Annotated in this window: 20 protein-coding genes and 1 pseudogene; 14 read left to right on the plus strand and 7 right to left on the minus strand. The window is 70.0% G+C overall.

Annotated elements, in window-relative coordinates; translation table 11 throughout:
- Both IF61_RS32840 and IF61_RS0128415 read left to right on the plus strand, forming a co-directional pair.
- Window positions 1-186 (plus strand): annotated as a pseudogene (locus IF61_RS32840) (NAD-dependent malic enzyme); the annotation flags it as partial.
- A 273-nt stretch (window positions 187-459) separates the two neighbouring features.
- Entirely contained in the window at window positions 460-741 is a 282-nt protein-coding gene (locus IF61_RS0128415) for an HU family DNA-binding protein (RefSeq protein ID WP_004951951.1), read from the plus strand.
- A gap of 449 nt (window positions 742-1,190) precedes the next feature.
- Here the strand turns inward: IF61_RS0128415 and murA are convergent, their stop codons facing one another.
- Window positions 1,191-2,531: a UDP-N-acetylglucosamine 1-carboxyvinyltransferase gene (gene murA, locus IF61_RS0128420; protein ID WP_030369399.1), complete on the minus strand. Its 1,341-nt coding sequence runs from the start codon at window positions 2,529-2,531 to the stop codon at window positions 1,191-1,193.
- Between the two features lie 229 nt (window positions 2,532-2,760).
- On the opposite strand from murA, the gene IF61_RS0128425 reads away from it, so the two are divergent.
- From IF61_RS0128425 to mycP, 12 genes are all read left to right on the plus strand, one after another.
- Window positions 2,761-3,357 (plus strand): YqgE/AlgH family protein, encoded by a 597-nt coding sequence (locus IF61_RS0128425; RefSeq protein ID WP_030369400.1) that lies wholly within the window; start codon window positions 2,761-2,763, stop codon window positions 3,355-3,357.
- A gap of 230 nt (window positions 3,358-3,587) precedes the next feature.
- Window positions 3,588-3,881: a DUF3039 domain-containing protein gene (locus IF61_RS0128430; protein ID WP_078660579.1), complete on the plus strand. Its 294-nt coding sequence runs from the start codon at window positions 3,588-3,590 to the stop codon at window positions 3,879-3,881.
- Window positions 3,882-4,125: 244 nt separating this feature from the next.
- Window positions 4,126-5,439, plus strand: coding sequence for an extracellular solute-binding protein (locus IF61_RS0128435; RefSeq protein WP_030369402.1), 1,314 nt, complete (start codon window positions 4,126-4,128; stop codon window positions 5,437-5,439).
- A 17-nt stretch (window positions 5,440-5,456) separates the two neighbouring features.
- A complete protein-coding gene (locus tag IF61_RS0128440) occupies window positions 5,457-6,413 on the plus strand; it encodes a carbohydrate ABC transporter permease (RefSeq protein ID WP_030369403.1) in 957 nt (318 codons plus the stop codon).
- 17 nt (window positions 6,414-6,430) lie between these two features.
- Window positions 6,431-7,303, plus strand: coding sequence for a carbohydrate ABC transporter permease (locus IF61_RS0128445; RefSeq protein WP_043191199.1), 873 nt, complete (start codon window positions 6,431-6,433; stop codon window positions 7,301-7,303).
- 5 nt (window positions 7,304-7,308) lie between these two features.
- Window positions 7,309-8,994, plus strand: coding sequence for a beta-N-acetylhexosaminidase (locus IF61_RS0128450; protein WP_030369405.1), 1,686 nt, complete (start codon window positions 7,309-7,311; stop codon window positions 8,992-8,994).
- A gap of 298 nt (window positions 8,995-9,292) precedes the next feature.
- Entirely contained in the window at window positions 9,293-10,189 is an 897-nt protein-coding gene (locus IF61_RS0128455; protein WP_030369406.1) for an FAD binding domain-containing protein, read from the plus strand.
- Window positions 10,186-12,393 (plus strand): 2Fe-2S iron-sulfur cluster-binding protein, encoded by a 2,208-nt coding sequence (locus IF61_RS37270; protein WP_052393129.1) that lies wholly within the window; start codon window positions 10,186-10,188, stop codon window positions 12,391-12,393. The genes IF61_RS0128455 and IF61_RS37270 overlap by 4 nt, the downstream gene beginning before the upstream one ends.
- 41 nt (window positions 12,394-12,434) lie before the next feature.
- Window positions 12,435-14,756: a xanthine dehydrogenase family protein molybdopterin-binding subunit gene (locus tag IF61_RS0128465; RefSeq protein ID WP_030369408.1), complete on the plus strand. Its 2,322-nt coding sequence runs from the start codon at window positions 12,435-12,437 to the stop codon at window positions 14,754-14,756.
- A 116-nt stretch (window positions 14,757-14,872) separates the two neighbouring features.
- Window positions 14,873-15,361 carry a hypothetical protein gene (locus IF61_RS32845; RefSeq protein WP_052393130.1) on the plus strand — a complete coding sequence of 163 codons (489 nt, stop codon included), beginning with the start codon at window positions 14,873-14,875 and terminating at the stop codon, window positions 15,359-15,361.
- 26 nt (window positions 15,362-15,387) lie between these two features.
- On the plus strand, window positions 15,388-16,989 hold the full coding sequence (locus IF61_RS36070) for a hypothetical protein (protein ID WP_157848704.1): 1,602 nt from the start codon (window positions 15,388-15,390) through the stop codon (window positions 16,987-16,989).
- A gap of 125 nt (window positions 16,990-17,114) precedes the next feature.
- Entirely contained in the window at window positions 17,115-18,191 is a 1,077-nt protein-coding gene (mycP, locus tag IF61_RS0128480; protein ID WP_245684651.1) for a type VII secretion-associated serine protease mycosin, read from the plus strand.
- 12 nt (window positions 18,192-18,203) lie between these two features.
- Here mycP and IF61_RS37515 read toward each other — a convergent pair whose 3' ends face one another.
- From IF61_RS37515 to IF61_RS0128510, 6 genes are all read right to left on the minus strand, one after another.
- On the minus strand, window positions 18,204-18,329 hold the full coding sequence (locus tag IF61_RS37515; RefSeq protein ID WP_281178051.1) for a hypothetical protein: 126 nt from the start codon (window positions 18,327-18,329) through the stop codon (window positions 18,204-18,206).
- An 8-nt stretch (window positions 18,330-18,337) separates the two neighbouring features.
- Entirely contained in the window at window positions 18,338-19,303 is a 966-nt protein-coding gene (locus IF61_RS0128490; protein ID WP_157848705.1) for a hypothetical protein, read from the minus strand.
- An 18-nt stretch (window positions 19,304-19,321) separates the two neighbouring features.
- On the minus strand, window positions 19,322-19,630 hold the full coding sequence (locus IF61_RS0128495; RefSeq protein ID WP_030369413.1) for a hypothetical protein: 309 nt from the start codon (window positions 19,628-19,630) through the stop codon (window positions 19,322-19,324).
- 102 nt (window positions 19,631-19,732) lie between these two features.
- Window positions 19,733-21,898 carry a hypothetical protein gene (locus IF61_RS0128500; RefSeq protein ID WP_157848706.1) on the minus strand — a complete coding sequence of 722 codons (2,166 nt, stop codon included), beginning with the start codon at window positions 21,896-21,898 and terminating at the stop codon, window positions 19,733-19,735.
- A 38-nt stretch (window positions 21,899-21,936) separates the two neighbouring features.
- Window positions 21,937-22,209: a hypothetical protein gene (locus IF61_RS33665; RefSeq protein WP_052393131.1), complete on the minus strand. Its 273-nt coding sequence runs from the start codon at window positions 22,207-22,209 to the stop codon at window positions 21,937-21,939.
- A gap of 735 nt (window positions 22,210-22,944) precedes the next feature.
- Window positions 22,945-23,427: a hypothetical protein gene (locus IF61_RS0128510; protein ID WP_030369416.1), complete on the minus strand. Its 483-nt coding sequence runs from the start codon at window positions 23,425-23,427 to the stop codon at window positions 22,945-22,947.
- Between the last annotated feature and the right edge of the window lie 26 nt (window positions 23,428-23,453).

Below are 23,453 nucleotides of genomic sequence, written 5' to 3' on the forward strand. Positions count from 1 at the left end.
GTCGACACCGGCATGATGCTCGCGGCCGCCGGCGCCCTCGCCGACGTCGTCACCGAGGACGAACTCAACGCCAACTACATCATCCCCAGCGTCTTCAACGAGAAGGTCGCGGGGACGGTCGCGGGCGCCGTGCGCGAGGCCGCGAAAGCCGCCGGTGCGGCTGTGACGGGCACCACGACCGTCTGATGACGGCGCGTCGCGGGCCTTCGGGCCCGCGACCTGCCCCTAAGGTGTCGGGCAGAAATCAGGCCGCAGAAATGCGGCTGTATCCGAGGCTGTGCCGCTTTCCGTGTGACTCTCCAGGGTGCCGGATTGGCTTTCCCGCCACTGGTGGGGGCAGGATGCGTAACCGGGCGCGAGGGTCTGGCAACGGACCCGGGTCCGGGGACTGTCCGAGGGCCCTGGCAGCATCGGCTTCGATCTCACGCCTCATTGGCAAGAAGAACACGGGAGTACAACATGAACCGCAGTGAGCTGGTGGCCGCGCTGGCCGACCGCGCCGAGGTGACCCGCAAGGACGCCGACGCCGTTCTGGCCGCGCTCGCCGAGACCGTCGGCGAGGTCGTCGCCAAGGGCGACGAGAAGGTCACCATCCCCGGCTTCCTGACCTTCGAGCGCACCCACCGTGCCGCTCGGACCGCTCGCAACCCGCAGACGGGTGAGCCGATCCAGATCGCTGCCGGTTACAGCGTGAAGGTCTCCGCGGGCTCCAAGCTCAAGGAAGCCGCCAAGGGCAAGTAAGCCTTTAGCGCTGCGCTCAGCGCTGAGAGGGCGGGCACCCCGGCCGGGGTGCCCGCCCTTTGGGCTTTCCAGGGCCCGTAACGGCCCCTCGGAGGCCCGTACGGGCCCCTGGGTCACCCGGATGCACGAAAGCGCCTGTACGGGCCTTGAATGGCTCGTACAGGCGCTTACGCCCCGTCAGAAGGACGGCGCTCAGGCGGCGGTGCCGCCGGGCAGCTCCACGTTCGCGCCGGCCAGGTCCTTCAGCTTCTGCATGCTGTGCTTTCCCGGGGGATGACCCCCGGACCCCCAGCCGGGGGCCGCGTCGTGGTGACGGGAAGCGTCAGGCCGTGGTGCCGCCGGGCAGCTCCACGTTCGCACCCAGGTCCTTCAGCTTCTGCATGCTGTGCTTTCCCGGGGGATGACCCCCGGGCCCCCAGCCGGGGGCCGTGTCGTGGTGACGGGAAGCGTCAGGCCGTGGTGCCGCCGGGCAGCTCCACGTTCGCACCCAGGTCCTTCAGCTTCTGCATGAAGTTCTCGTAGCCGCGGTTGATCAGGTCGATGCCGTGGACCCGCGAGGTGCCCTCGGCCGCCAGGGCCGCGATCAGGTACGAGAAGCCGCCGCGGAGGTCCGGGACGACCATGTCGGAGCCCTGCAGCTTCGTCGGGCCGGAGACGACCGCCGAGTGCAGGAAGTTGCGCTGGCCGAAGCGGCAGGCGGAACCGCCCAGGCACTCGCGGTACAGCTGGATGTGAGCACCCATCTGGTTCAGCGCCGAGGTGAAACCGAGCCGCGACTCGTACACCGTCTCGTGGACGATGGACAGGCCCGCCGCCTGCGTCAGCGCCACGACCAGCGGCTGCTGCCAGTCGGTCTGGAAGCCGGGGTGCACGTCCGTCTCCAGCGCGATGGCGTTGAGCGCGCCGCCCGGGTGCCAGAAGCGGATGCCCTCGTCGTCGATCTCGAAGGCGCCGCCGACCTTGCGGTAGGTGTTGAGGAAGGTCATCATCGAGCGCTGCTGCGCGCCGCGCACGTAGATGTTGCCCTTGGTGGCCAGCGCCGCGGACGCCCAGGAGGCCGCCTCCAGACGGTCGGACAGCGCGCGGTGGTTGTAGCCGCCGAGCTTGTCGACACCGGTGATCCGGATGGTCCGGTCGGTGTCCATGGCGATGATCGCGCCCATCTTCTGCAGCACGCAGATGAGGTCCTCGATCTCCGGCTCCACGGCGGCGTTGGACAGCTCCGTGACGCCCTCCGCCAGCACGGCGGTCAGCAGGACCTGCTCGGTCGCGCCGACCGAGGGGTAGGGCAGGCGGATCTTGCAGCCGCGCAGCCGCTGCGGGGCCTCCAGGTACTGGCCGCCCTCGCGCTTCTCGATGGTCGCGCCGAACTGGCGCAGCACCTCGAAGTGGAAGTCGATCGGCCGGCCGCCGATGTCGCAGCCGCCCAGGCCCGGGATGAAGGCGTGGCCCAGCCGGTGCAGCAGCGGGCCGCACAGCAGGATCGGGATGCGCGAGGAGCCGGCGTGCGCGTCGATGTCCGCGACGTTGGCGCTCTCCACGTACGTGGGATCGAGGACCAGCTCGCCGGGCTCGTCGCCGGGGCGGACGGTCACGCCGTGCAGCTGCAGCAGTCCGCGCACGACGCGCACGTCGCGGATGTCGGGGACGTTGCGCAGCCGGCTGGGGCCGTGCCCGAGCAGGGCGGCGACCATGGCCTTGGGCACGAGGTTCTTCGCGCCGCGGACACGGATCTCGCCCTCGAGCGGGGTACCGCCGTGGACAAGCAGGACATCGTCAGGGCCGGTCATGGATCTCGCGTTCCTGGAGTTGGGCAGGGGGCAAGAAGAAAGGGTAATGCGACGAGGGGGCCGTCCTGCATGCCTGAGGGGGCTCCGGGCACGTCATGGCTTTGCAACAACACGCTCTGTTAATGGAATGGTCGCTACCGGTTATCGGCGGCGCGCCGCGGGCCGCCCCTTTCTTGCCGGAGTGGGCGTCCACCCCCCGCGCGGGCCCGAAATGCGGGATCATGTGCCCATGTCCGAGGTGTCCTCGCTCACAGGACGGCTGCTTGTCGCGACACCGGCGCTCGCCGACCCGAATTTCGACCGCGCTGTGGTGTTGCTGCTCGATCACGACGAGGAGGGTTCCCTCGGAGTGATCCTGAACCGCCCGACCCCCGTCGGGGTGGCCGACATCCTGGAGTCCTGGGCCGCGCTGACCGGGGAGCCGGGTGTGGTCTTCCAGGGCGGTCCCGTCTCGCTGGACTCGGCGCTGGGCGTGGCCGTGGTGCCGGGGGAGGGGCACGGCGCGACAGGCTCCGCGGCCGTCGTCGGCGACGGCCCGCTCGGCTGGCGCCGCGTCCACGGCGCGATCGGCCTCGTCGACCTGGAGGCCCCGCCGGAGCTGCTCGCGGCCGCCCTCGGCTCGCTGCGGATCTTCGCCGGCTATGCGGGCTGGGGCCCGGGCCAGCTGGAGGACGAGCTGGTCGAGGGCGCGTGGTACGTGGTGGAGTCCGAGCCGGGCGACGTCTCCTCGCCCGATCCGTCGCAGCTGTGGCGCGCGGTGCTGCGGCGCCAGCGCAACGAGCTGGCGATGGTGGCCACGTATCCGGACGACCCCAGCCTGAACTGACCCGGACGACTTCAGCTGAACTGACCCGTACGCCCCCAGCCCGAACTGACCTGGACGACCTCAGCCTGAACTGACCTGGACGACCCCGGTCTGAACTGACCCGGAAGCCTCCCGGGGGTCCCGGGGGCCGCCGTCCGGGGGATCCGCCCCGCAAAGGGGCGCGGCCCGCGCGCGAAACGACCGGACCGGGGATCGGAAGTCAGCGGTGCGCCCCAGTACCCTTGGAGACCATGAGCACTCTTGAGCCCGAGCGCGGGGCAGGGACCGGCACCCTCGTAGAGCCGACGCCGCAGGTGTCGCACGGCGACGGCGACCACGAGCGCTACGCCCACTACGTCCAGAAGGACAAGATCATGGAGAGCGCGCTCTCCGGTTCCCCGGTCGTCGCCCTGTGCGGCAAGGTCTGGGTCCCGGGGCGCGACCCGAAGAAGTACCCGGTCTGTCCGATGTGCAAGGAGATCTTCGACGGCATGGGCGCCGGCGGGGACAAGGACAAGGGCGGCAAGGGCGGCGACAAGAAGTAGCCCCCCGGGCCTCCTCGCTGCAGGCCACACCATTCTTCCCGGCCCCCGGGACGCGCTCCGGCGCGTCCCGGGGGCCGCGTGCGTCGCACGCCCCGTTGCGCGAGCCGTTGCACGGAGCGCTTTCGCTGATCACAGAGTGGTGGAGACCTCTTGTCGGGGCCATGGCACGCCCCTAGTCTCCTGCCAGTTGTGCTGAGCGAAACGCCCATTGCGTATGTTGCAACGCCACGCGGGAGGGATCCCCATGAAGCCGTCCGGCCGCTCGTCCGGTGTGGTGGCTCCGGTTTTAGTGGCCCTGGTGACGGCCGCCGCCCTGACCGCCTGCGCCCCCGCCACCTCCGCAGGTAGCGCCGGGGGCGACGAGCGGACGGGGCGCCTGCGGGTCTGGCTCTTCCGGGAGGTCGACAACGGGCCCAAGGCGGCCGTCGTCGGCAAGGCCGTCGCCGCCTTCGCCCGGGAGCACCGAGGCGCCCGCGTCGACGTCACCTACATCCCCGTCGAGACGCGCGCCCAGCGGATCAAGGCCGCCTTCAACGACCCCCGCAGCGCCCCCGACGTCATCGAGTACGGCAACACCGACACCGCCGGCTACGTCCGGGACGGCGGACTGGCCGACGTCACCGCCGACTTCGCCGCCTGGCCCGAGGCGCGGGACACCGATCCCGCCGCCCGCCGCTCCGTCACCGTGGACGGGAAGGTCTACGGCGCCCCGCTGTTCGTCGGCGTCCGCGCCCTCTACTACCGCACGGACGTCTTCCGCGAGCTCGGCCTGCGCCCGCCGCGCACCCAGGCCGAGCTCGCGGAGACCGCCCGCCGCATCCACCGGGAGCGGCCGGAGCTCTACGGGCTCGTGGTCGGCGGCTCGTACACGTACGGCGCCCTGCCCTTCCTGTGGGCCAACGGCGGTGCGATAGCGGAGAAGAAGGGCAGGAAGTACACCGCGGCCATCGACGGCGAGGCGGCGAAGCGGGGCATCACCGCGTACACCGCCCTCTTCGGCGAGCACAACTGCCCGCCCGCCAAGTGCGCGCAACTGGGTGGCAACGCCACCGTCGAGGCGTTCGCCTCCGGCAAGGCGGCCATGGCGATCGGCGGGGACTTCAGCCACCGGGCCGTCGAGAACGGCAAGGCCGGGGGCAGGTACGCGGTCGTCCCGCTGCCCGGCGCCGAGGAGGGCAGCATCGCCCCGGCGTTCGCGGGCGGGAACAACGTCGGGGTCCTCAAGAGCAGTTCCCACCGCACGCTCGCCGTCGAGCTGATGCGGGCCCTCACCGGCAAGCGCACCCAGTCCGAGCTCTTCGACGCCATGGGCTTCCTGCCCACCTATACGGACGTACGCCGCGAGGCGGCCCGCAAGCAGCCCTACGTCGAACCCTTCGTGAGGACGCTCGCCGCGGGCGCGGCCTTCGTGCCCGTGACGCCCGCGTGGGGCGCCATCGACGCGGGGCAGGTGCTGCCGGTCATGTTCCAGGAGATCGTGAGCGGCCGCAGGAGCGTGGACGCGGCGGCCTCGGCCGCGGCGAAGAAGATGAACAGCGCCTTCAGGGCCGCGGGCTGAGGGCGGGGGCCGGCACGATGCGCACCCGTAGCCGCACCCGCACCCGCACCCGCAGCCGTACGCCGCGCACGCCCACGCGACCCCACAGCCGCCGGACGCCCTGGCTCTACCTCGCCCCCGCCCTCGTCCTCCTCGGCGGCCTGCTGCTCTACCCCGTCTACCAGCTCGGGCTCATCTCCTTCCTGGAGTACACCCAGGCCCAGGTCAGCGGCGGCCGCCCGACCTCCTTCCAGGGCTTCGGCAACTACGCCGCACTCTTCCGCGACGGCCAGTTCCGGGAGGTGCTCGTCACCACCGTCCTCTTCGCGGCCGCCTGCGTGCTCGCCACCCTGGCCACCGGCTGCGCGCTCGCCGTGCTCCTCACCCGCGTCCGCGCCCTGCCCCGCCTCGCCCTGATGACCGCGGCGCTCGGCGCCTGGGCCACGCCCGCCGTGACCGGCTCGACGGTCTGGCTCTTCCTCTTCGACCCCGACTTCGGGCCTGTGGACAAGGTGCTCACCCGGCTCGGCATGAGCGGCTTCGACGGCTACTCGTGGACGTACGACCGCTACAGCGCCTTCGCGCTCGTCCTCCTCGAAGTCGTCTGGTGCTCGTTCCCCTTCGTCATGGTGACCGTCTACGCCGGCATCCGGTCGATCCCCGCGGAGGTCCTGGAGGCCGCCGCCCTGGACGGCGCCTCGCAGTGGCGCACCTGGCGCGCGGTCACGGCGCCGATGCTGCGGCCGATCCTGGTCGTCGTCACCATCCAGTCGGTCATCTGGGACTTCAAGGTGTTCACGCAGATCTACGTCATGACCAACGGCGGCGGGATCGCCGGGCAGAACCTGACCCTGAACGTCTACGCCTACCAGAAGGCGTTCGCGTCCTCGCAGTACAGCCTCGGCTCGGCGATCGGCGTGGTGATGCTGCTGATCCTGCTGGCCGTCACGCTCGCGTACCTGCGGCTGCTGCGGAGACAGGGGGAGGAGATATGAAGACAGGGGGAGGAGACATGAGACGGCGGCGCGGACCGGGCAGGCGGTACGGGCGGTACGGCCGGCTCGTCGCGGAGGCGGCGGCGCTGCTGACGGCGGCCGTGGTCGCCTTTCCCCTGTACTGGATGGTGCTCTCGGCCCTCAAGCCGGAGGGGGAGGTGCTGAGCGACCGGCCCCGCCCCTGGACGTCCGCGCCTTCCCTGGACGCCTTCCGCCGCGTCTTCGGACAGCAGGACTTCGCGCGCTACTTCCTCAACAGCCTGCTCGTCGCGGGCACCGTGGTCGTCGTCTCCGCGCTCGTGGCCTTCCTCGCCGCGACCGCCGTCACCCGCTTCCGCTTCCGGTTCCGGACGACGCTGCTCGTGATGTTCCTCGTCGCCCAGATGGTGCCGGTCGAGGCGCTCACCATCCCGCTGTTCTTCCTCCTGCGCGACGCGGGCGCGTACGTGCCCGGCATCGGCCTCAACACGCTCGGCTCGCTGATCCTGCCGCACATCGCCTTCTCGCTGCCCTTCGCGGTCTGGATGCTGCGCGGGTTCGTCCGGGCGGTGCCGGAGGCGCTGGAGGAGGCCGCGTACCTCGACGGCGCCACCCGCGCCCGCTTCCTGTGGCGGATCCTCTTCCCGCTGGTCTTCCCCGGGCTCGTCGCGACGAGCGTCTTCTCGTTCATCTCCACGTGGAACGACTTCCTCTTCGCGAAGTCCTTCATCGTCAGCGCCACCGAGAACTCCACTCTCCCGATGGCGCTCCTCGTCTTCTTCAAGGACGAGGGCAACGACTGGGGCGGCATCATGGCGGCGTCCACCGTCATGACCGTGCCGGTGCTCGTCTTCTTCGTACTCGTCCAGCGGAGGCTCGTGTCGGGCCTCGGCGGAGCGGTGAAGGACTGAATCCGATGAGTCATTCCGCATCGTCCCTCGGGGAGCTGATTCCCGCCGCCCGGAAATCCGCCCCGGTGACCGGTCCCGGCAGCAGGCGGCTCGCCGTCCTCGACGGGGCGACGTGCATCGAGGCCCGGCCGGGCACCGAGGGCGTCGCCCGCTGGCTGCGCGCCGCGGTCGGCGCGGCCACCGGGCTTCCGCTGCCGGACGGCGAGGCCGGCGGGAGCGGCGGCAACCGCATCAGCCTGCGTATCGACGCCGGTCTGGAGCCCGAGCTCGGGCCGGAGGGCTACCAGCTCGTCAACACCGGATACGGGGTCACCATCCACGGCGCCGGCCCGGCCGGCGTCTTCTGGGGCGCCCAGACCTTCCGTCAGCTGCTCGGTCCCGAGGCCTTCCGGCGGGCGCCGGTCACGGGGAAGCGCGAGTGGGCCGTACCCGCGGGCGTCGTCGAAGACGCCCCGCGGTTCCGGTGGCGCGGCGTCCTCCTCGACGTCGCCCGTCACTTCCTGCCCAAGGACGGCGTGCTGCGGTACCTGGACCTGCTCGCCGCGCACAAGCTCAACGTCCTGCACCTGCACCTGACGGACGACCAGGGCTGGCGGATCGAGATCCTGCGCCACCCCCGGCTCACCGGGACCGGCGCCTGGCGGGCGCGCACCAAGCTCGGGCACCGGGCCTCGCCGCTGTGGGACGAGCGGCCGCACGGCGGCTACTACACGCAGGACGACATCCGCGAGATCGTCGCGTACGCCGCCGACCGCCACATCACCGTCGTCCCCGAGATCGACGTCCCCGGGCACTCGCAGGCCGCCATCGCCGCCTACCCCTGGCTGGGCAACACCGACGTCGTCGACACCGCCGCCCTCGGGGTGTGGGACACGTGGGGCATCAGCCCGAACGTCCTCGCCCCGTCCGGGCGGACCCTCGCCTTCTACGAGGACGTGCTCACCGAGGTCCTGGAGCTCTTCCCGTCCCCCTTCGTGCACATCGGCGGCGACGAGTGCCCGGAGGACCAGTGGCGGGCTTCGCCGGCCGCGCAGGAGCGCGTCCGCGGGCTGGGCCTGGCCGGCGCGGGCGAGCTGCACGGCTGGTTCGTCCGGCACTTCGACCGCTGGCTCGCCGAGCGCGGCCGCCGCCTGACCGGCTGGGACGAGATCCTGGACGGCGGTGCGACCGGGCGGGGCCTGACGGAAGGCGCCGTGGTGTCCTCCTGGCGGGGCTACGCGGGCGGGATCGCGGCGGCGCGCGCCGGGCACGACGTCGTCATGTGCCCCGAACAGCAGGTGTACCTCGACCACCGGCAGGCGGCCGGTACCGACGAGCCCGTACCCATCGGCTACGTCCGCACCTTGGAGGACGTCTACCGCTTCGACCCCGTGCCGCCGGCGCTCGGCGAGGCGGCGACGGCCCGCATCCTGGGGGCCCAGGCCAACCTGTGGAGCGAGGTGACGGAGAACCAGCAGCGCCTCGACTACCAGGCCTTCCCGCGCCTCGCCGCCTTCGCCGAGACCGTCTGGTCGCACCTGCCCGCCCCCGCCGAGCGCGACTACCCGGCGTTCGAACGCCGTATGACCGCCCATTACGCCCGGCTCGACGCCCTCGGCGTGGACTACCGGCCTCCGGGCGGCCCCAGGCCCTGGCAGCGCCGCCCCGGCGTCCTCGGACGCCCGATCGAGGGCGCGCCCCCGATCGTGTGAGCCACGGCCAAGCTGCGCGTCCCGGCGGCGGACGGCTGGCACGGTGGTCCTTCACACACTGCCGTAAGTCGTAAAAAGGCCCCCTGATAATGGCAATCCGTACACAACGGGGACACCCCCGAAAATCGGACCATTCATATTGCCGGGGACGGATCGGCGGTTCGTGGACCCTCGCGACGGCGGAGTCCGAAGATGTGCCAGAGTTGCCACGTCCGGGCCGTGAGGACGTACCGTACGGCGGGATCGTACGGCGGGATCAGGCCGGACAGCCGGGACCACCGGGGAAGGGGCAGCTGGGTTGACCACGCACGCACCGCAGGCAGCGCACACGGTGACGCTGCCGGGCTCGCTCGACGAGGCCGTGGCGGCGCTGGCCGCCATGCCCGCGGCCGTGCCCGTCGCGGGTGGCACCGATCTGATGGCCGCCGTCAACTCCGGGCTGCTGCGGCCCGCCGGGCTCGTCGGCCTCGGCCGCATCAGCGAGATCCGCGGCTGGCAGTACCAGGACGGCCACGCCCTGCTCGGCGCCGGCCTCACCCACGCCCGGATGGGCCGCCCCGACTTCGCGGCCCTCATCCCGGCGCTCGCGGCCGCCGCGCGCGCCGCCGGCCCGCCCCAGATCCGCAACGCCGGCACGCTCGGGGGCAACATCGCCTCCGCCGCCCCCACCGGTGACGCCCTGCCCGTCCTCGCCGCCCTCGAAGCCTCCCTCGTCATCGCCGGACCCGGCGGCGGCCGCCGCGAGATCCCCGTCGGCCACCTCCTCGCCGGCTACGAGATGCTCGGCCCCGGCGAGCTCATCGGCTACGTCCGCGTGCCGCTGCTGCACGCCCCGCAGACCTTCCTCAAGGCCACCGGCCGCACCGGCCCCGGCCGCGCCACCGCCTCCGTGGCCGTCGTCCTCGACCCCGCCCGGCGGGGCGTGCGCTGCGCGGTGGGCGCCGTCGCGCCCATGCCGCTGCGCCCGCTCGACGCCGAGCGCTGGGTCGCCTCGCTCATCGACTGGGACGGCGAGCGCACGCTCGCCCCCGAGGCGTGCGCCGCCTTCGGCGAGTACGTCGCCGCGGCGTGCATCCCGGACCCCGCGCCCGCTCCCGACGGCGGGGAGCCGGGCACCCTGCCGCCCGCCGCGCTGCACCTGCGTCGTACGGTGGCGACTCTGGCCCGCCGAGCACTGGGGAGGGCACTCGCGTGAGTGACGAACAGCGACAGGCCCACGCCGCCGGCTGGGAGCCGATCCCGCGCGGCGGGGAGTACGACGAGGGCACTACGTTCCTGCAGCTGCCCCCGGAGCTCCTCGCCCACCCGGGCGTGGCCATGTCCGGCACGGGCGCCTGGGACCCGCTGGCCGCGGCCGGTTCGGGTGGATATGTACCGCCGTCCGCGGACTCGTGGCAGCAGGCTCCGGCGGCCTCGGGGGCGCACGGGCAGTGGGGGGTGCCGCAGGGGCCTCATGCGTCTCAGATGCCTCATGCAGCTCAGGAGCCGCACGTGCCTCAGGGGGCGCATGCGCCTCAGGCTGAGGTTCATGTCGGTCACGACGGCGGCGTGCACGACGCGCATGGTGTGCGCGAGGTGCATGACGCGCATGGTGCGCACGACGTGCATGGTGCCGATCCGCAGGCCACCGCGGAGTGGCCGATGCCGGGTGACGCCTCGACGGGTTCGACCGGCCAGTGGTCCGTTCCGGCCGCGGGTGACGACCCCGTCGACGAGTCCGGCGAGTACCTGGTCCGGGGCGGCTCGGCGCAGGAGCCCGCGGGTGCGGCTCCGGCCCCCGCTCCGTGGTCCGCGCAGCCCGTGGACGACTCCTGGCGCCAGTCGCTGGCCGCGGCCACGCCTGCCGCCGGTACGCCCATTGTGGGCGGCACCGGCCAGTGGTCGGTTCCGGTTGTGCCCGAGGACGCGACGGACACGGCCGACACGTCCGGTGAGTACGCGCTGGACGGCTTTACGGGCTCGGCCGCCGAGAATTCCGCTTCCGGCGAGCCGCCGGCCGTGGACGTGACGGGCGCGTTCACCGTGCCGCAGTACGTCACGGATGTCACCGGTACGGGCGATGTTCCGGGCGGGGCGGAGACGGCTGCGGCGGCTGGGAACGCTGGGGCGGCCGGTGCTTCGGAGGAGCCGGAGCAGCCGGTGCACTCGATGGACTCGGTGCACTCGATGGGCTCGATGGACTCGGTGCACCCGGTGTCGTCGGAGCAGCTGCCGGAGCAGGTGGAGAGCCCGGCCGGTGAGCCGGAGCAGCAGCCTGCGCAGCCCACGCAACCGCAGCAGGCGATGCACGCGGAGTCGTTCGGCCACGCGGAGCAGACCGGGCATACCGGGATGACCGAGCAGGCCGGGCCGCCCGAGCGTCCCGGCCTGCCGACTGAACATCCTGGCCTGCCGGCCGAGCAGCCCGGCCTGCCGACGCCGGCCCAGGAGCCGGGACATTCCGCGGAGGCGGAGCCGCCGGCCCAGCCGGAGCAGCAGCCTGCGCAGCCCACGCTGCCGGAGCCGTTCGTACCGCAGCAGAGCGGGCCGGAGGCAACGGATGTCGCGGCTGCTGCCGGTGCCGTAGCGGCAGCAGCAACGGCGGCCGACGGGCCCGCGCACGAGGACCCCGCGCCGCCCGCGTACGCCCCCCTCGGGCACGACGCCCTCGGCCACGACACGCTCGGCCCGGACCCCCTCGGGGCCCACCCCCTCGCGCCCCACACCGAGCACCCCTGCGCCTCGTACGTCCTGCGCGTCAACGGCACCGACCGGCCCGTGACCGACGCCTGGATCGGCGAGTCGCTGCTGTACGTGCTGCGCGAGCGCCTCGGCCTGGCCGGGGCCAAGGACGGCTGCTCGCAGGGCGAGTGCGGGGCCTGCTCCGTGCAGGTCGACGGGCGGCTCGTCGCGTCCTGCCTCGTCCCGGCGGCCACGACCGCAGGCTCGGAGGTCCGTACGGTCGAGGGCCTGGCCGCCGACGGGCGGCCGTCCGACGTGCAGCGGGCGCTCGCCGAGTGCGGCGCCGTGCAGTGCGGCTTCTGCGTGCCGGGCATGGCGATGACCATGCACGACCTGCTGGAGGGCAACCACGCCCCGACCGAGCTGGAGACCCGCCAGGCCATCTGCGGCAACCTCTGCCGCTGCTCGGGCTACCGGGGCGTGCTCGACGCGGTCCGCCAGGTCGTCGGCGAGCGCGAGGCGGCCGCGGCGCACGAGCAGGAGCTCCAGCAGGGTCTCGAACAGGGACTTGAGCCGGGGCTTCAGCACGGGCTTGAGCAGGGGCTTCAGCAAGGGCTTGAGCAGGGGCCTCAGGACGCGCAGCAGCAGTACGAGGCCGGGCAGCCGGATGCGGACCAGGCCCGCATCCCGCACCAGGCGGGCCCGCACGGCGGGGGCAGCGGAAGGGCGACGGCATGACGGGAAGCGGCGGAATGGGCGGCATGACGGGAACGGCCGGCATGACCGACGGCGGCGCCACGGCCATCACCGTCCCCACGCTCGCCTCGCCCGGCGGCCACGCCGAACCGACGCAAGGCATCGGCGCCTCCCTCCCCCCGGCCGACGCGGAGGCCAAGACCCAGGGCATCTACCCGTACGCGGCCGACCTGTGGGCGGAAGGCCTGCTGTGGGCCGCGCTCCTGCGCTCCCCGCACCCGCATGCCCGCATCCTGTCGATCGACACCTCCGAGGCCGCCCGGATGCCCGGCGTCCGCGCCGTCGTCACGCACGCGGACGTGCCGGGCGACGCCGCCCACGGCCGCAAGGTCGCCGACCGGCCGGTCTTCGCGTCCGACATCGTGCGCCACCACGGCGAGCCGATCGCCGCCGTCGCGGCCGACCACCCCGACACGGCGCGGCTGGCCGCGGCGGCCATCGCCGTCGAGTACGAGATGCTGGAGCCGGTCACCGACCCCGAGCAGGCGTTCTCCGCCGAGCCGCTGCACCCCGACGGCAATCTGATCCGCCACATCCCGCTGCGCTTCGGCGACCCGGAGGCCGTCGGCGAGGTGATCGTCGAGGGGCTGTACCGGATCGGCCGCCAGGACCCCGCGCCCATCGGTGCCGAGGCCGGCCTGGCCGTCCCCCGCCCCGACGGCGGCGTCGAGATCTACACCGCCTCGACGGACCCGCACGCCGACCGCGACCTCGCCGCCGCCTGCTTCGGCCTGGCACCGGAGCGCGTGAAGATCGTCGTCACCGGCGTCCCCGGGGCGACGGGCGACCGCGAGGACCCCGGCATGCAGCTGCCGCTCGGCCTGCTCGCGCTGCGCACCGGCCACCCCGTCAAGCTCGTCGCCACCCGCGAGGAGTCCTTCCTCGGCCACCCGCACCGCCACCCCACCCTGCTGCGCTACCGCCACCACGCGGACGCCGACGGCAAGCTGGTGAAGGTGGAGGCGCAGATCCTGCTGGACGCGGGCGCCTACGCCGACTCCTCGTCCGACGCCCTGGCCGCCGCCGTGGCCTTCGCCTGCGGCCCGTACGTGGTCCCGCACGCCTTCGTCGAGGGCTGGGCCGTCCGTACGAACAATCCGCCGTCCGGCCACGTGCGCGGCGAGGGCGCCATGCAGGTGTGCGCCGCGTACGAGGGTCAGATGGACAAGCTCGCGGCGCGCCTGGGCCTCGACCCGGCGGAGCTGCGTCTGCGCAACGTGATGGCCACGGGCGACCTGCTGCCCACCGGCCAGACCGTCACCTGCCCCGCGCCCGTCGCCGAACTCCTGCGCGCCGTCCGCGACTACCCGCTGCCCGCCCTCCCCTCCGACGACTCCGAGGAGGAGTGGGTGCTGCCCGGCGGCCCCGACGGCGCGGGCGAGGCCGGCGCGGTGCGGCGCGGAGTCGGCTACGGCCTGGGCATGGTCCACATGCTCGGCGCGGAGGGCGCGGACGAGGTCTCGACGGCCACGGTCAAGGTGACCGGCCCGACGGCCACGGTCATCTGCGCGGCCGTGGAAACCGGCCAGGGCTTCTCGACCCTGGCCCGCCAGATCGTCCAGGAGGTCCTGGGCCTGGACCAGGTCTACGTCGCCCCCGTCGACACCGACCAGCCCCCCTCCGGCCCGGGCGCGCACAGCCGCCACACGTGGGTCTCGGGCGGCGCGGTCGAGCGGGCGGCGCGGATGGTGCGGACGCAACTGCTGCAGCCGCTGGCCGCGCAGTTCGGCATGTCCGCGGAACTGCTGACGATCACCGACGGAAAGATCACGTCGTACGACGGCGTCCTGAGCACGACGGTCGCCGAGGCCCTGGACGGCAAGGAACTCTGGGCCACGGCCCAGTGCCGCCCCCACCCGACGGAGCCGCTGGACGAGTCGGGCCAGGGCGACGCGTTCGTGGGCATCGCCTTCTGCGCGGTCCGGGCAGTGGTGGACGTGGACGTGGAACTGGGTTCCGTGCGGGTGGTCGAAATGGCCGTCGCCCAGGACGTCGGCCGAGTCCTGAACCCCGCGCAGGCGAGGGCCCGCATCGAAGCGGGCATCACCCAGGGCGTGGGCGCGGCCCTGACGGAAAACCTCCGCACGGCAGGAGGAATGGTCCGCCGCCCGGACTTCACGGGCTATGCGTTGCCGACATCCCTGGACATCCCGGACGTCCACATCGTGAAGCTGGTCGAGGAACGGGACGTGGTCGCCCCGTTCGGCGCCAAGGCGATCAGCGCGGTGCCGGTCGTGACGTCCCCGGCGGCGGTGGCAGCAGCGGTACGAGCGGCAACGGGCCGCCCGGTCAACCGGCTGCCGATCAGGCCGCAGGCGGCGGTGGCGGCGTCCGTCAACTCCTGAGTACCCGTACTTATGTGAGTGTCACTGCACGGCAGTAGTGTGTAGCGTGAAGTTACATGTGACGGCCGGTGGTTGACCGGGGGCCGGTGGGTGGGGAAGGCAGTGAAGAGGCGCACGTGACTGAGCACGCAACGCCCAAGGGGGGCTTCGCAGCCGAGCTGGCCTCGCTGAGGCAGTTCAAGGGCCGGGTGGACGAGCTGCTGCGGACGCTGGACGAATCGGACGGGGCACCGAGCAAGGTGGCCGACACGGGGTTGACGCAGGCCCACTTGGGCGAGAACTTCAACGCCGCGGCGGCGCTCTACGGGGTCTACCACTCCGTCCACACGGACCTGGTGACGCTGTCCAAGCTGCTGAACGACCAGATCGGGGCACTCGGCGACGCCATGCTGGAAGCCCACGGAGGCTACGCCAGCACGGACGCGGAGGAGCGGGAGAAGCTCTGGGCGATCCACGAGCGGATGCAGCGCCAGTACGACCCGAAACTCGACCCGGACGCGGAGGCGGCACAGCCGCACACGTCGAGAACGGGGCCCCGCACGGAACTGCGCGCCGACGGCGGCAGCGGCGGCAATAACGGATCAGGTGGACGAGCCCACTTCTAGACAGGGAAGGAAGCAAGCAAGCACTCATGACTGACCGAACCCCGCCCAGAAGCGATAAAGACCCTCGCTTCCCGCCGATGTGCACGCCTGCCGAAGACTTCTACACCATGCCGCACGAGAAGTTGCAGGCGATGGTCGAGCACGCGAACCAGGATCGGGTCACCGCCGTTGCCCACACCCTCAACGGTGCCGCCGAGGCCATCAAGAAGCTCGGAGGCGACCTCAAGGAGCACATGGACGGCGTCATCTGGTCGGGCCCGGCCGGCGAAGCCTTCCGCAAGTGGGGCCACTCCATGGCCAACGAGACGATCCGGCTGGGCGAATACGCCAAGAAGGCCGACGAGTGGCTGGGCCATGCGTCCACGAGCCTGGGCAACGCGAAAAAGATGCCCAAGTACTCCCGTGAGGACAAGGCCACGGTCGACGCCTGGCTGAAGCACCACCCCCTGGCCCTGGGCAAGGTCCCCATGCCCGGCCTGGAACCTGTCGGCGGTAACAACCTGGTGAGCGGCGGCCCGACGCAGAAAGAGGCCTACGACGCCCAGCAGCGACTCGACACGAACCATAAGGCGGCGGCTGCGCTGATGAAGGCGCTGTCGGAGTCGTACGACCACTCGGGGACGCAGCTTCTGCGGGCGGTCAGGCCTAATTTTCGGCCTATGCCGGACAATGTGATGCCGCCAGCCCGGGGTCCTGAACAGGACGGCCTTGAGCACGTCGGCTTGGCCGGTGATGTTTCCGGCGCGCAATCATCTGGCGGAGCTGCTGGAGTCTCGTCAGTCGGCTATTCAGGTCGTGAGGCGCTTGCACGGAGTTCCGGGGGCGTGCCGACACCGTCTCAACCTGTGGAACGGATTAGTAGGCGTCCGGACCTTGACCTCTCCGGCGGCGTTGAGGCACCGCATCGCGTGCCAGTACCGCAGCCGGACCGACCTTCGGTCACTCCGCCGGACGCCGGGAAGCCGCAGATCCCCGTGCCGCATGTTCCTGTGCCCAGTTGGCCGAGGCCTGAGCGACGCCCTGATGCGGGTCGCCGCCCAGAAGGGCCGATTCCTGATCGGGGCGGACGGCCAACACCTAGGATTCCGACGCCTGGGATTGGTCCCGGTACCAGCCGCCGTCCGGACAGCTGGCTGCCGAACGTGCCCCGCGATGGCATCGTCGGTGGTCGTCCCACGCCGCGCGGGCCGTCCGTGCCGACACAGAACCCCGGACGTGTTCCGGCGTTCGGCACAGAACCCTCCCCGCAGCGGGGCCAGACGCGGCCGCCCATGGCCCCCGGTACGGGCTTTGGCGGAATGCCGGGGCCTGTGACTGGCAGCCCAGGAACCGGAGCCGGGAGGGCCAGGGCGACGGAGCCCGGCGGAGTCGTCGGGGGGCGCCCCGGGGGCGGCGGTGCAGCCTTCACGCCAGGCGGCTCGGGCCTGGTTCGCGGCGCGGGCACAGGGGAGAACCGCAACAACGCCTCTGGAAGACCAGGGATGATGGGCGGTTTCATGCCTGCGGCAGGCGTGGGTGGTGCTTCTCCGGAGCGGCGGTCTGGCGGTCGACGCCCCGACTACCTTGTCGAGGACGAGGAGACCTGGAACCAGGATGGCAAGCGTATTGTGCCGCCAGTGATCGAGTAGAGGACATCTACATGCGCAGTGCTCGTGCCGTTGTTTCTCTTTTGGTCGGTCTGACCGTGGCCGGAGGCGCGGTCTTGCCAGCTCATGCCGACACCATCCGCTCCAGCCAATGGCATCTGGACGCCATGCACGCGGAGGAGATGTGGGAGACGAGTACCGGTGCTGGCGTCACAGTGGCGGTGATCGACACCGGAGTTGATGCGAGTCTGCCCGACCTGCAGGGACAGGTCCTCGACGGGAAGAACTTCTCGGGTGAGCCGGGTGACGCCCATACGGACCCCCAAGGTCACGGCACAGGTATGGCCGCCCTGATCGCTGGAACTGGGAAGCGCGGTAGTGATACGGGAGCGTACGGCCTCGCTCCCGGGGCGAAGATCCTGCCCATCCGTATCGGAGGGAAGAACTTCAAGGACGGCTCTGAGATCATGGTCGCCGCGCTCCGGTATGCAGCGGACTCAGATGCCAAGATTATCAATATCTCTCAGGGTGGCCCGGGGCGGAGCAAGGAAGAGGAGGAGGCCACCGCCTATGCCTTGAGCAAGGGAAAGATGATCTTTGCATCGGTTGGCAACACAGGCGATAAGGGAAACTCGGCGGAGTATCCATCCTCCACTCCCGGTGTTATTGGTGTGGCTGCGCTCGATCAGGAGGGCGCTTCCGCCAAGTGGTCGCAGCACGGGCCCCAAGTCGACCTCGCTGCCCCAGGGGTAGATATGGTCGCAGCCTGCCCGGGTGGCACCGGTATATGTCGGAGCAGGGGCACAAGTGATGCTTCCGCCCTCGCCTCCGCCTCCGCCGCCCTAATCTGGTCCGTCCACCCCAACTGGACCGCCAACCAGGTCACCCGCGTCCTCATCAACACCGCAGGGGGATCTGACACCGGCGAGAAGCGCAACGACTACGTCGGGTACGGCGCCGTCCGCCCCCGAATCGCCCTCAAGGACCCGGGCGACCCCGGACCCGCCGACGTGAACCCCCTCCCGGGGCCGGCACCTTCGCAGGAGCCGAAGAGTGACGACGGCACGGACACCGCCGACAGACTCTCGAAGCCTTCAGGAAACGAAGCCTCGGCGAAGAGTGGCGGCGCCACCAAATGGATCGCCCTCGGCGCCGGCGCCGCAGTCCTGATGGGGGCGGCCATCGCCACCCCCATCGTCCTTAACCGTCGTCGCAACGCCGACCGAGGCAGCGCCGCTCTCTGAGATATCCCTGGTTCACGGGATCTTCAGGTCACGGCAGCCGTGCGTCTTCGCTGACTGCTCGGCGAATGCCTTGAGGGCCGCGCGCTCGAACCGCGGATCCGGATCCTTGACGGTGAGACCCATATTGGTGCCGCGCATGATGGGTTTCAGAGTGTAGAGCGAGCGCTGGGGCTATCGGTGCATTGGGCGCTGCCATATCCGTGGTGGTTCTTGTCGTCGAATCCGGAGTCGCCGGTCACAGCGAACTCTCCGGCCTCACGGCGCACGTTTTCGGCGAGGGTTCCGTAGGAAGCCGTCAGCCGATAGAGCTGGTAGCCGTGGGCGTCGGTCAGGTAGCAGCCTTCCGCCAGCGTGTGGGGATCCGAAGGGGCGTCCCCCGCGGAGACCGTTCCGGCTTGCTTAACCCCTTCGGTGAGGGCGACGACCGGGGCGCATGTCCCTGCTGCCTTGCCGAGCGGGACCTGGTTCCGGACCGGGTCCGGTGCGACACTGCCGGTGACCTTGCCCATGGGGGCGTCGCAGCCGAACCTTTCGGCTGCTCGCTTCGCTGTGCTGGTCGTGAAACGGGCGAGGCCCGCGCGGTTCTCATCGTCAGCTTTCAGGTAGAGGACGCGAGAGGTGACCAGCAGGCTTTCTTCCTGCTTGTTGCGGCATGTGAGCTCGACGATTCCGAAGAGCTGGCCGTCGTCACTGGCGATCGACCCGGGCCATCCGGCTCCGATCGGGACGGTGCCGGTGCGGATGTTCTGTTGCAGCTGAAACTGCAATGTCTGCGTCGTGACCCTGGCCTTTGAGGTCCAGTGGATATCGACAGCGACAATGCTGCGGGCGTCTCGGTCCTTCAGGGCACAGTTAGTAATACGACCAGAACTGTCATCCTCAGAGAAGAGGAAGTCGAACTGGTGATCCTGTTTCGCGTAGATTCGGCTTCCTCGCGTAACCGAGCGAGCGTCCTCCTTGGAGAGCAGACCTTTGCAGGCAGCACTCAAGGATCGCTCGTCGCGCCAACTCCCGTAGGCACCCGTAAAGTAGAAGGCCCCTCCCCCGACGAGCAGCAGGCAGACGAGAACGGCGAATACGGTGATCAGTCGACGAGGACGGGTACGAGGCACGGCAGTGGTCCCTCTCGGTCAGGTCGTCGAGGGGCTGCCGCTCTGCTGGCTTCCCCGTTTCGCGAGTGCGATCGCCGTCACGACCACGGCTCCTGCCAAGCACAGCCCCGCGTAGCCCAGGTGCCGGCTCCGGGCAACGGCGCAGTCGGCGTTGTACGCCGTGGCCCCCGTCTTTTCCTGCGGGAAGATGACCGAGCCGCACTCCAATGTCCTGGTCTCCTTGTCGAAGATGCCGTAGCTCTTCTCGAAATTGATCGGTATGAGGAGAGCGAGGACGGCACAGGCTGCCAGGAGGCCGAGCAGGACTAGCCGAACCTGGTGTGCCACATTCCCGCGGTTCGTGCCAGAGGCACCCGTCGGGCTCGGAGGTTCGATGTCTTGCTGTACTTCGTGCGGCATTCTTTCCTCTTTCTGACGGCTTGCGGCTCGCTAGTTCGGTCGAAGGTATGCGAGTGCCTTGTTGCGGCCGGCTGCGTAACTCTGTTCGGCTTCCTGTCGCATCTGTTTCACATCGTTGTAGTAAGGATCTTGAGGTTCTGTCGGATCGAGGTGCCGTACCTTCGCGGAGGCGTCGATGAGGTCCTTTACCGAAGCGGTGTCCTTGGTCCAATCCTTGGCGAGTTCGCCACGCGCCTTCTCGTCGGCAAGGTTCTTGATGTCCTTGGACCAGTCGTAGGCGGCGGCATCAATGGTTCGCTGAGCCACATCGCCAATGAGCGGCAAACCGGTCACAGGAGCTCCCCCGAGGTGGTAGCCGTACCTGGCCACATCATCAGCCCAGGCCTTGCGTGCGTCCTGCGTGTCCATGATGGCGTCTGCGCCGACGGCGTTGAGCGCGCCGAAAGCCATTCCGACATCCCTGCTGGGGACGTTCCAATCGGTGTTGGCGCCACTCGGCCTATCCGGCATCTTGGCGAGCACGTCAGCCGAGTATGCGCGCTCTGTGTTGTAGATCAGGGAGAAGTTCTTCGGGTCGTCGGACACTCCGCGGATCACCCGGACGAGACTCTGCTGGTCCACCGCCAAGTGTGAATCGCCATCCTTGGTCCAAGGATTCTTGAGGCCGCCTTCGTATCCATACCTGGGGTTCTGGCCTGTCAGGATCTCGTGAGTATCGGGTGCGTAATCAACGATTGCCCGGGCTATCGGGCTGCGAAGATTCTCCGGCAACTTGTCGCCGAATTTTCCATTGAGGGCTTCGACGGCGCCCTGCATGACCCGTGCCTGGCCCTCGGTGTGGACGGCTCCCATCTTTGGCGTATCTTCGGCCCTTTGCCCTGTCGCGGCGGCCTCTATGGCCGAGGCGAGACCCTTCCGTGCGTTCGGGTCCTCGACCTTCCTGAACTGGTCCGCGTCCGGGTGTGAGTAATTTCCCGTGAGTTCGTAGCGGTTCTTCCAGTCCCTGTCGTGCACGAGATACTTCAGGCGGTCGTTCTTCCCATCGGGACCCGGGTCAAGGAAAGCTTCGGCTGTCTTGGGGTCGCGGGCGGCGATGCCGAGCAGGCTGTCGAGCGGGTCGGTTGCCAGCCATCGCGGCGGATGCGCAAGATTCTTTCCGCTGGGCATGTCCCAGATGCCGTGATGCCCCTTCTCGGCGGCAATGATGTCATCACCCAGATCGGTGACGAACCTCGTAGAGAAACCGCTCCCCTGGGACATCAATGTCAGGAGGGACTGGTAGCCCCTCACTTGCACCTTCTGCCGACTTCCCGCAACCTCTGTGCCGACCTTGCGTATTCCTTCTCGCCACTTGTCGTAGAAGGCTGGATCCGGCGATCTGGTAGCTGTCGCCAGTGATGTTGCCAGGCCTTTCTCGATATTGCCGAGGCTGGGCTTGGAGGATTCGCCGGCCGCGTCCATGGCCTCGTTGAGACGATTGGAGAGAAAGAGGGTTTCTCTTGGTCCGAGTGAGTCGAGGAGTGTCTGGCTGAACTCCTTGTTCTTTGCATTGTCGCGAAACAGTCGCTGCATCTCGGCGAGCTGTTTGTCGTCCCAGTGCGTGAGTCGGGCCAGTTCGGCCTGGCGGCGTCCTTCGACCTTCTCGATGTCGCCCTCGGCCTTGGCGTTGAAGCTGTGGTCGATGTTGTCGTTCTTGTCGGTGTCTTGTACAGCAGCGGAGAGGGCAAGTTTCACGCCCTGGTCAGCGTCGTCGAAGGCCTGGACGAGGTCGCCGATGGACTTGGTCCAGCTGCTTTCCGTGGTGTGGAGGTCGGGGTCGTGGCGCGCGGCGTTCGCGAGGGCCTTGTCCGCTTTCTCGAAGTCGAAGCGGGCGGTGCCGTCGTCGGACATCTTCATGCCCGCCGCTTCGGCCTTTGCGACCTGCGCTTTGAGCTTGCCGCGCAGATCCGTGAACTGGGCGTGTGCGTCCCGTAGGAGAGAGGCAAGCGCACGGGCCTCCTTGGCGGCCGCGGTGAACTGCTCGTACGTCTGCTTGTTGGCCATCTCGGCGAACGTGCGGGCGACGCCGGTCCACGAGCCGTCGATGGCGACGTTCCGCACCTGGCTGTTGTAGGCCTTCTGCACTTTCTCGAAGTCCTTCGCCGCCTTGTCCCACTCTTCGGCCGCCGTCGTCAGCAAGGCGAGGTCGCTGGTCATGACCTGGTGGTACGTGAGCATGTTACGGAAGTGCCCTTTCAGTAGTCCGCCAGGCCGGAGAGGAACGGCGGTTTACCATCCGCCGGGACGGGGCCGGGTAGGACCGGGGGCGGGGCGGGGAAGCGGCGGTCGAATTCGCCGCCCAGGCCCTTGTCGGCGCCCTGGAACAGCACATTGGTGCCGCTCAGTGCGGATTTTTCGGCGGAGAGGCGGTTCTGCAGCTCCTTCACGGAGGCGCGCCAGCCCTTCAGTGCCTCGTTGATGCCCGCCCCGGTGGCCCAGTCCTTGAAGCCCTTGCCCGCGGCTTCCATGGCCGCGTCCATGTGTCTGCCGGCCGCGCTAAGGTCGGGCTGGATGTGTTGCTCAAGGGCCCCGACGGCCGCCTTCTTCTTGTCGGCGGAGGAAGCGAGCCCTTGGCCGTCACCGCCCCTGCCCGGCGACGTCCCGTTGAGCCGCGTGTGTGACTCATCGGCCCTGTGGGGGCCGGCTTGGCCTGGGCTTCCCAGCCGCGCTGCCGACTCGGCCTGCAGTTTGCTCCACTCGTCTTCGAACCCCACGGTCCCCCCGGAAGTCTCGTCAGCTCGTGCCCTGTCACATCAACTCAACCGCACCAGGGCATTCAGATGTTCGAAACTAGCAAGGGTGGTGTGCTGGGCGCAGCCCGGACCGGATCACGGGGCGAACTGCGGCTGTCGGTACGGCGGTTTTGATGCCCATCCCGATGTGAGTTTCCGAGCTCACGCGCCCTACGGGCGCTGCCTTTTACGCTCCGCAGCGAGGTGGTCTCCGACAGCGTCCGGGGTGGGGCGTGCGACTACCGCAGTCTGCAGGCTTTCGGTCACATCGGCCCAAGCCGCCACGACGTGCACAGCTTCGCGCTTGGCTTTGAAACGACAGTCACTTCCCGGTCCGCCGCGCACGCCGGGCAGGCGCGTGTGAGGCGGCGACTGAAGTCCGCAGGGTTTCAATGAGTACGCCTGGTCTGCCTCCGCGTGGGGCCGCAGTAATGGCCCGGACGGTGTGTTGGGGACTCTCGAGTGGGCCGGTCACACGCCGCGGAGTCTGTGCCAGGTCCATCCTGAGCTGAGGACCGCTGCCTGGAGGGCCTTCTTCACGTCGCGTGTGTCCAGCGTTGTGACTCGGTGGCGACGGCCGTCGGGTCCCCGCTCGTACTTCCACTCCACTGTGAATGTTCCCCCGGAGCGGTACCCGTGCCGCATCGACAGCCCGCCTCCGGCGGAGGACCACTGTTCCTGGATAACCCGCACTTCCCGGCTTGACGGGTCCAGGTACATCCGGAGCCTGAGTCTGTGCTCCTCCTGCTGCTTGGAGTTTTCAAAGCCACTTGTCCGGAACCACCACTCCGCCACCACGTCGGCGTTCTCCGCGGCGCCTGCGTCGCGTATGAGGAAAGGCACGCGCAGGCCGCTGATCGCGAGCATTGCTTCCCGGACCTCCGCGGCGGAAAGCGGTACGACGTCGCTGTCGGGGTACTTGGTGCCGAGCCATTTGTCCAGAAGACGGCCCATCCCTAAACCACCCCTCCGCCCCGTCC

The organism is Streptomyces roseoverticillatus, from assembly GCF_000719265.1.
GTDB classification, from domain to species: Bacteria; Actinomycetota; Actinomycetes; order Streptomycetales; family Streptomycetaceae; genus Streptomyces; species Streptomyces roseoverticillatus.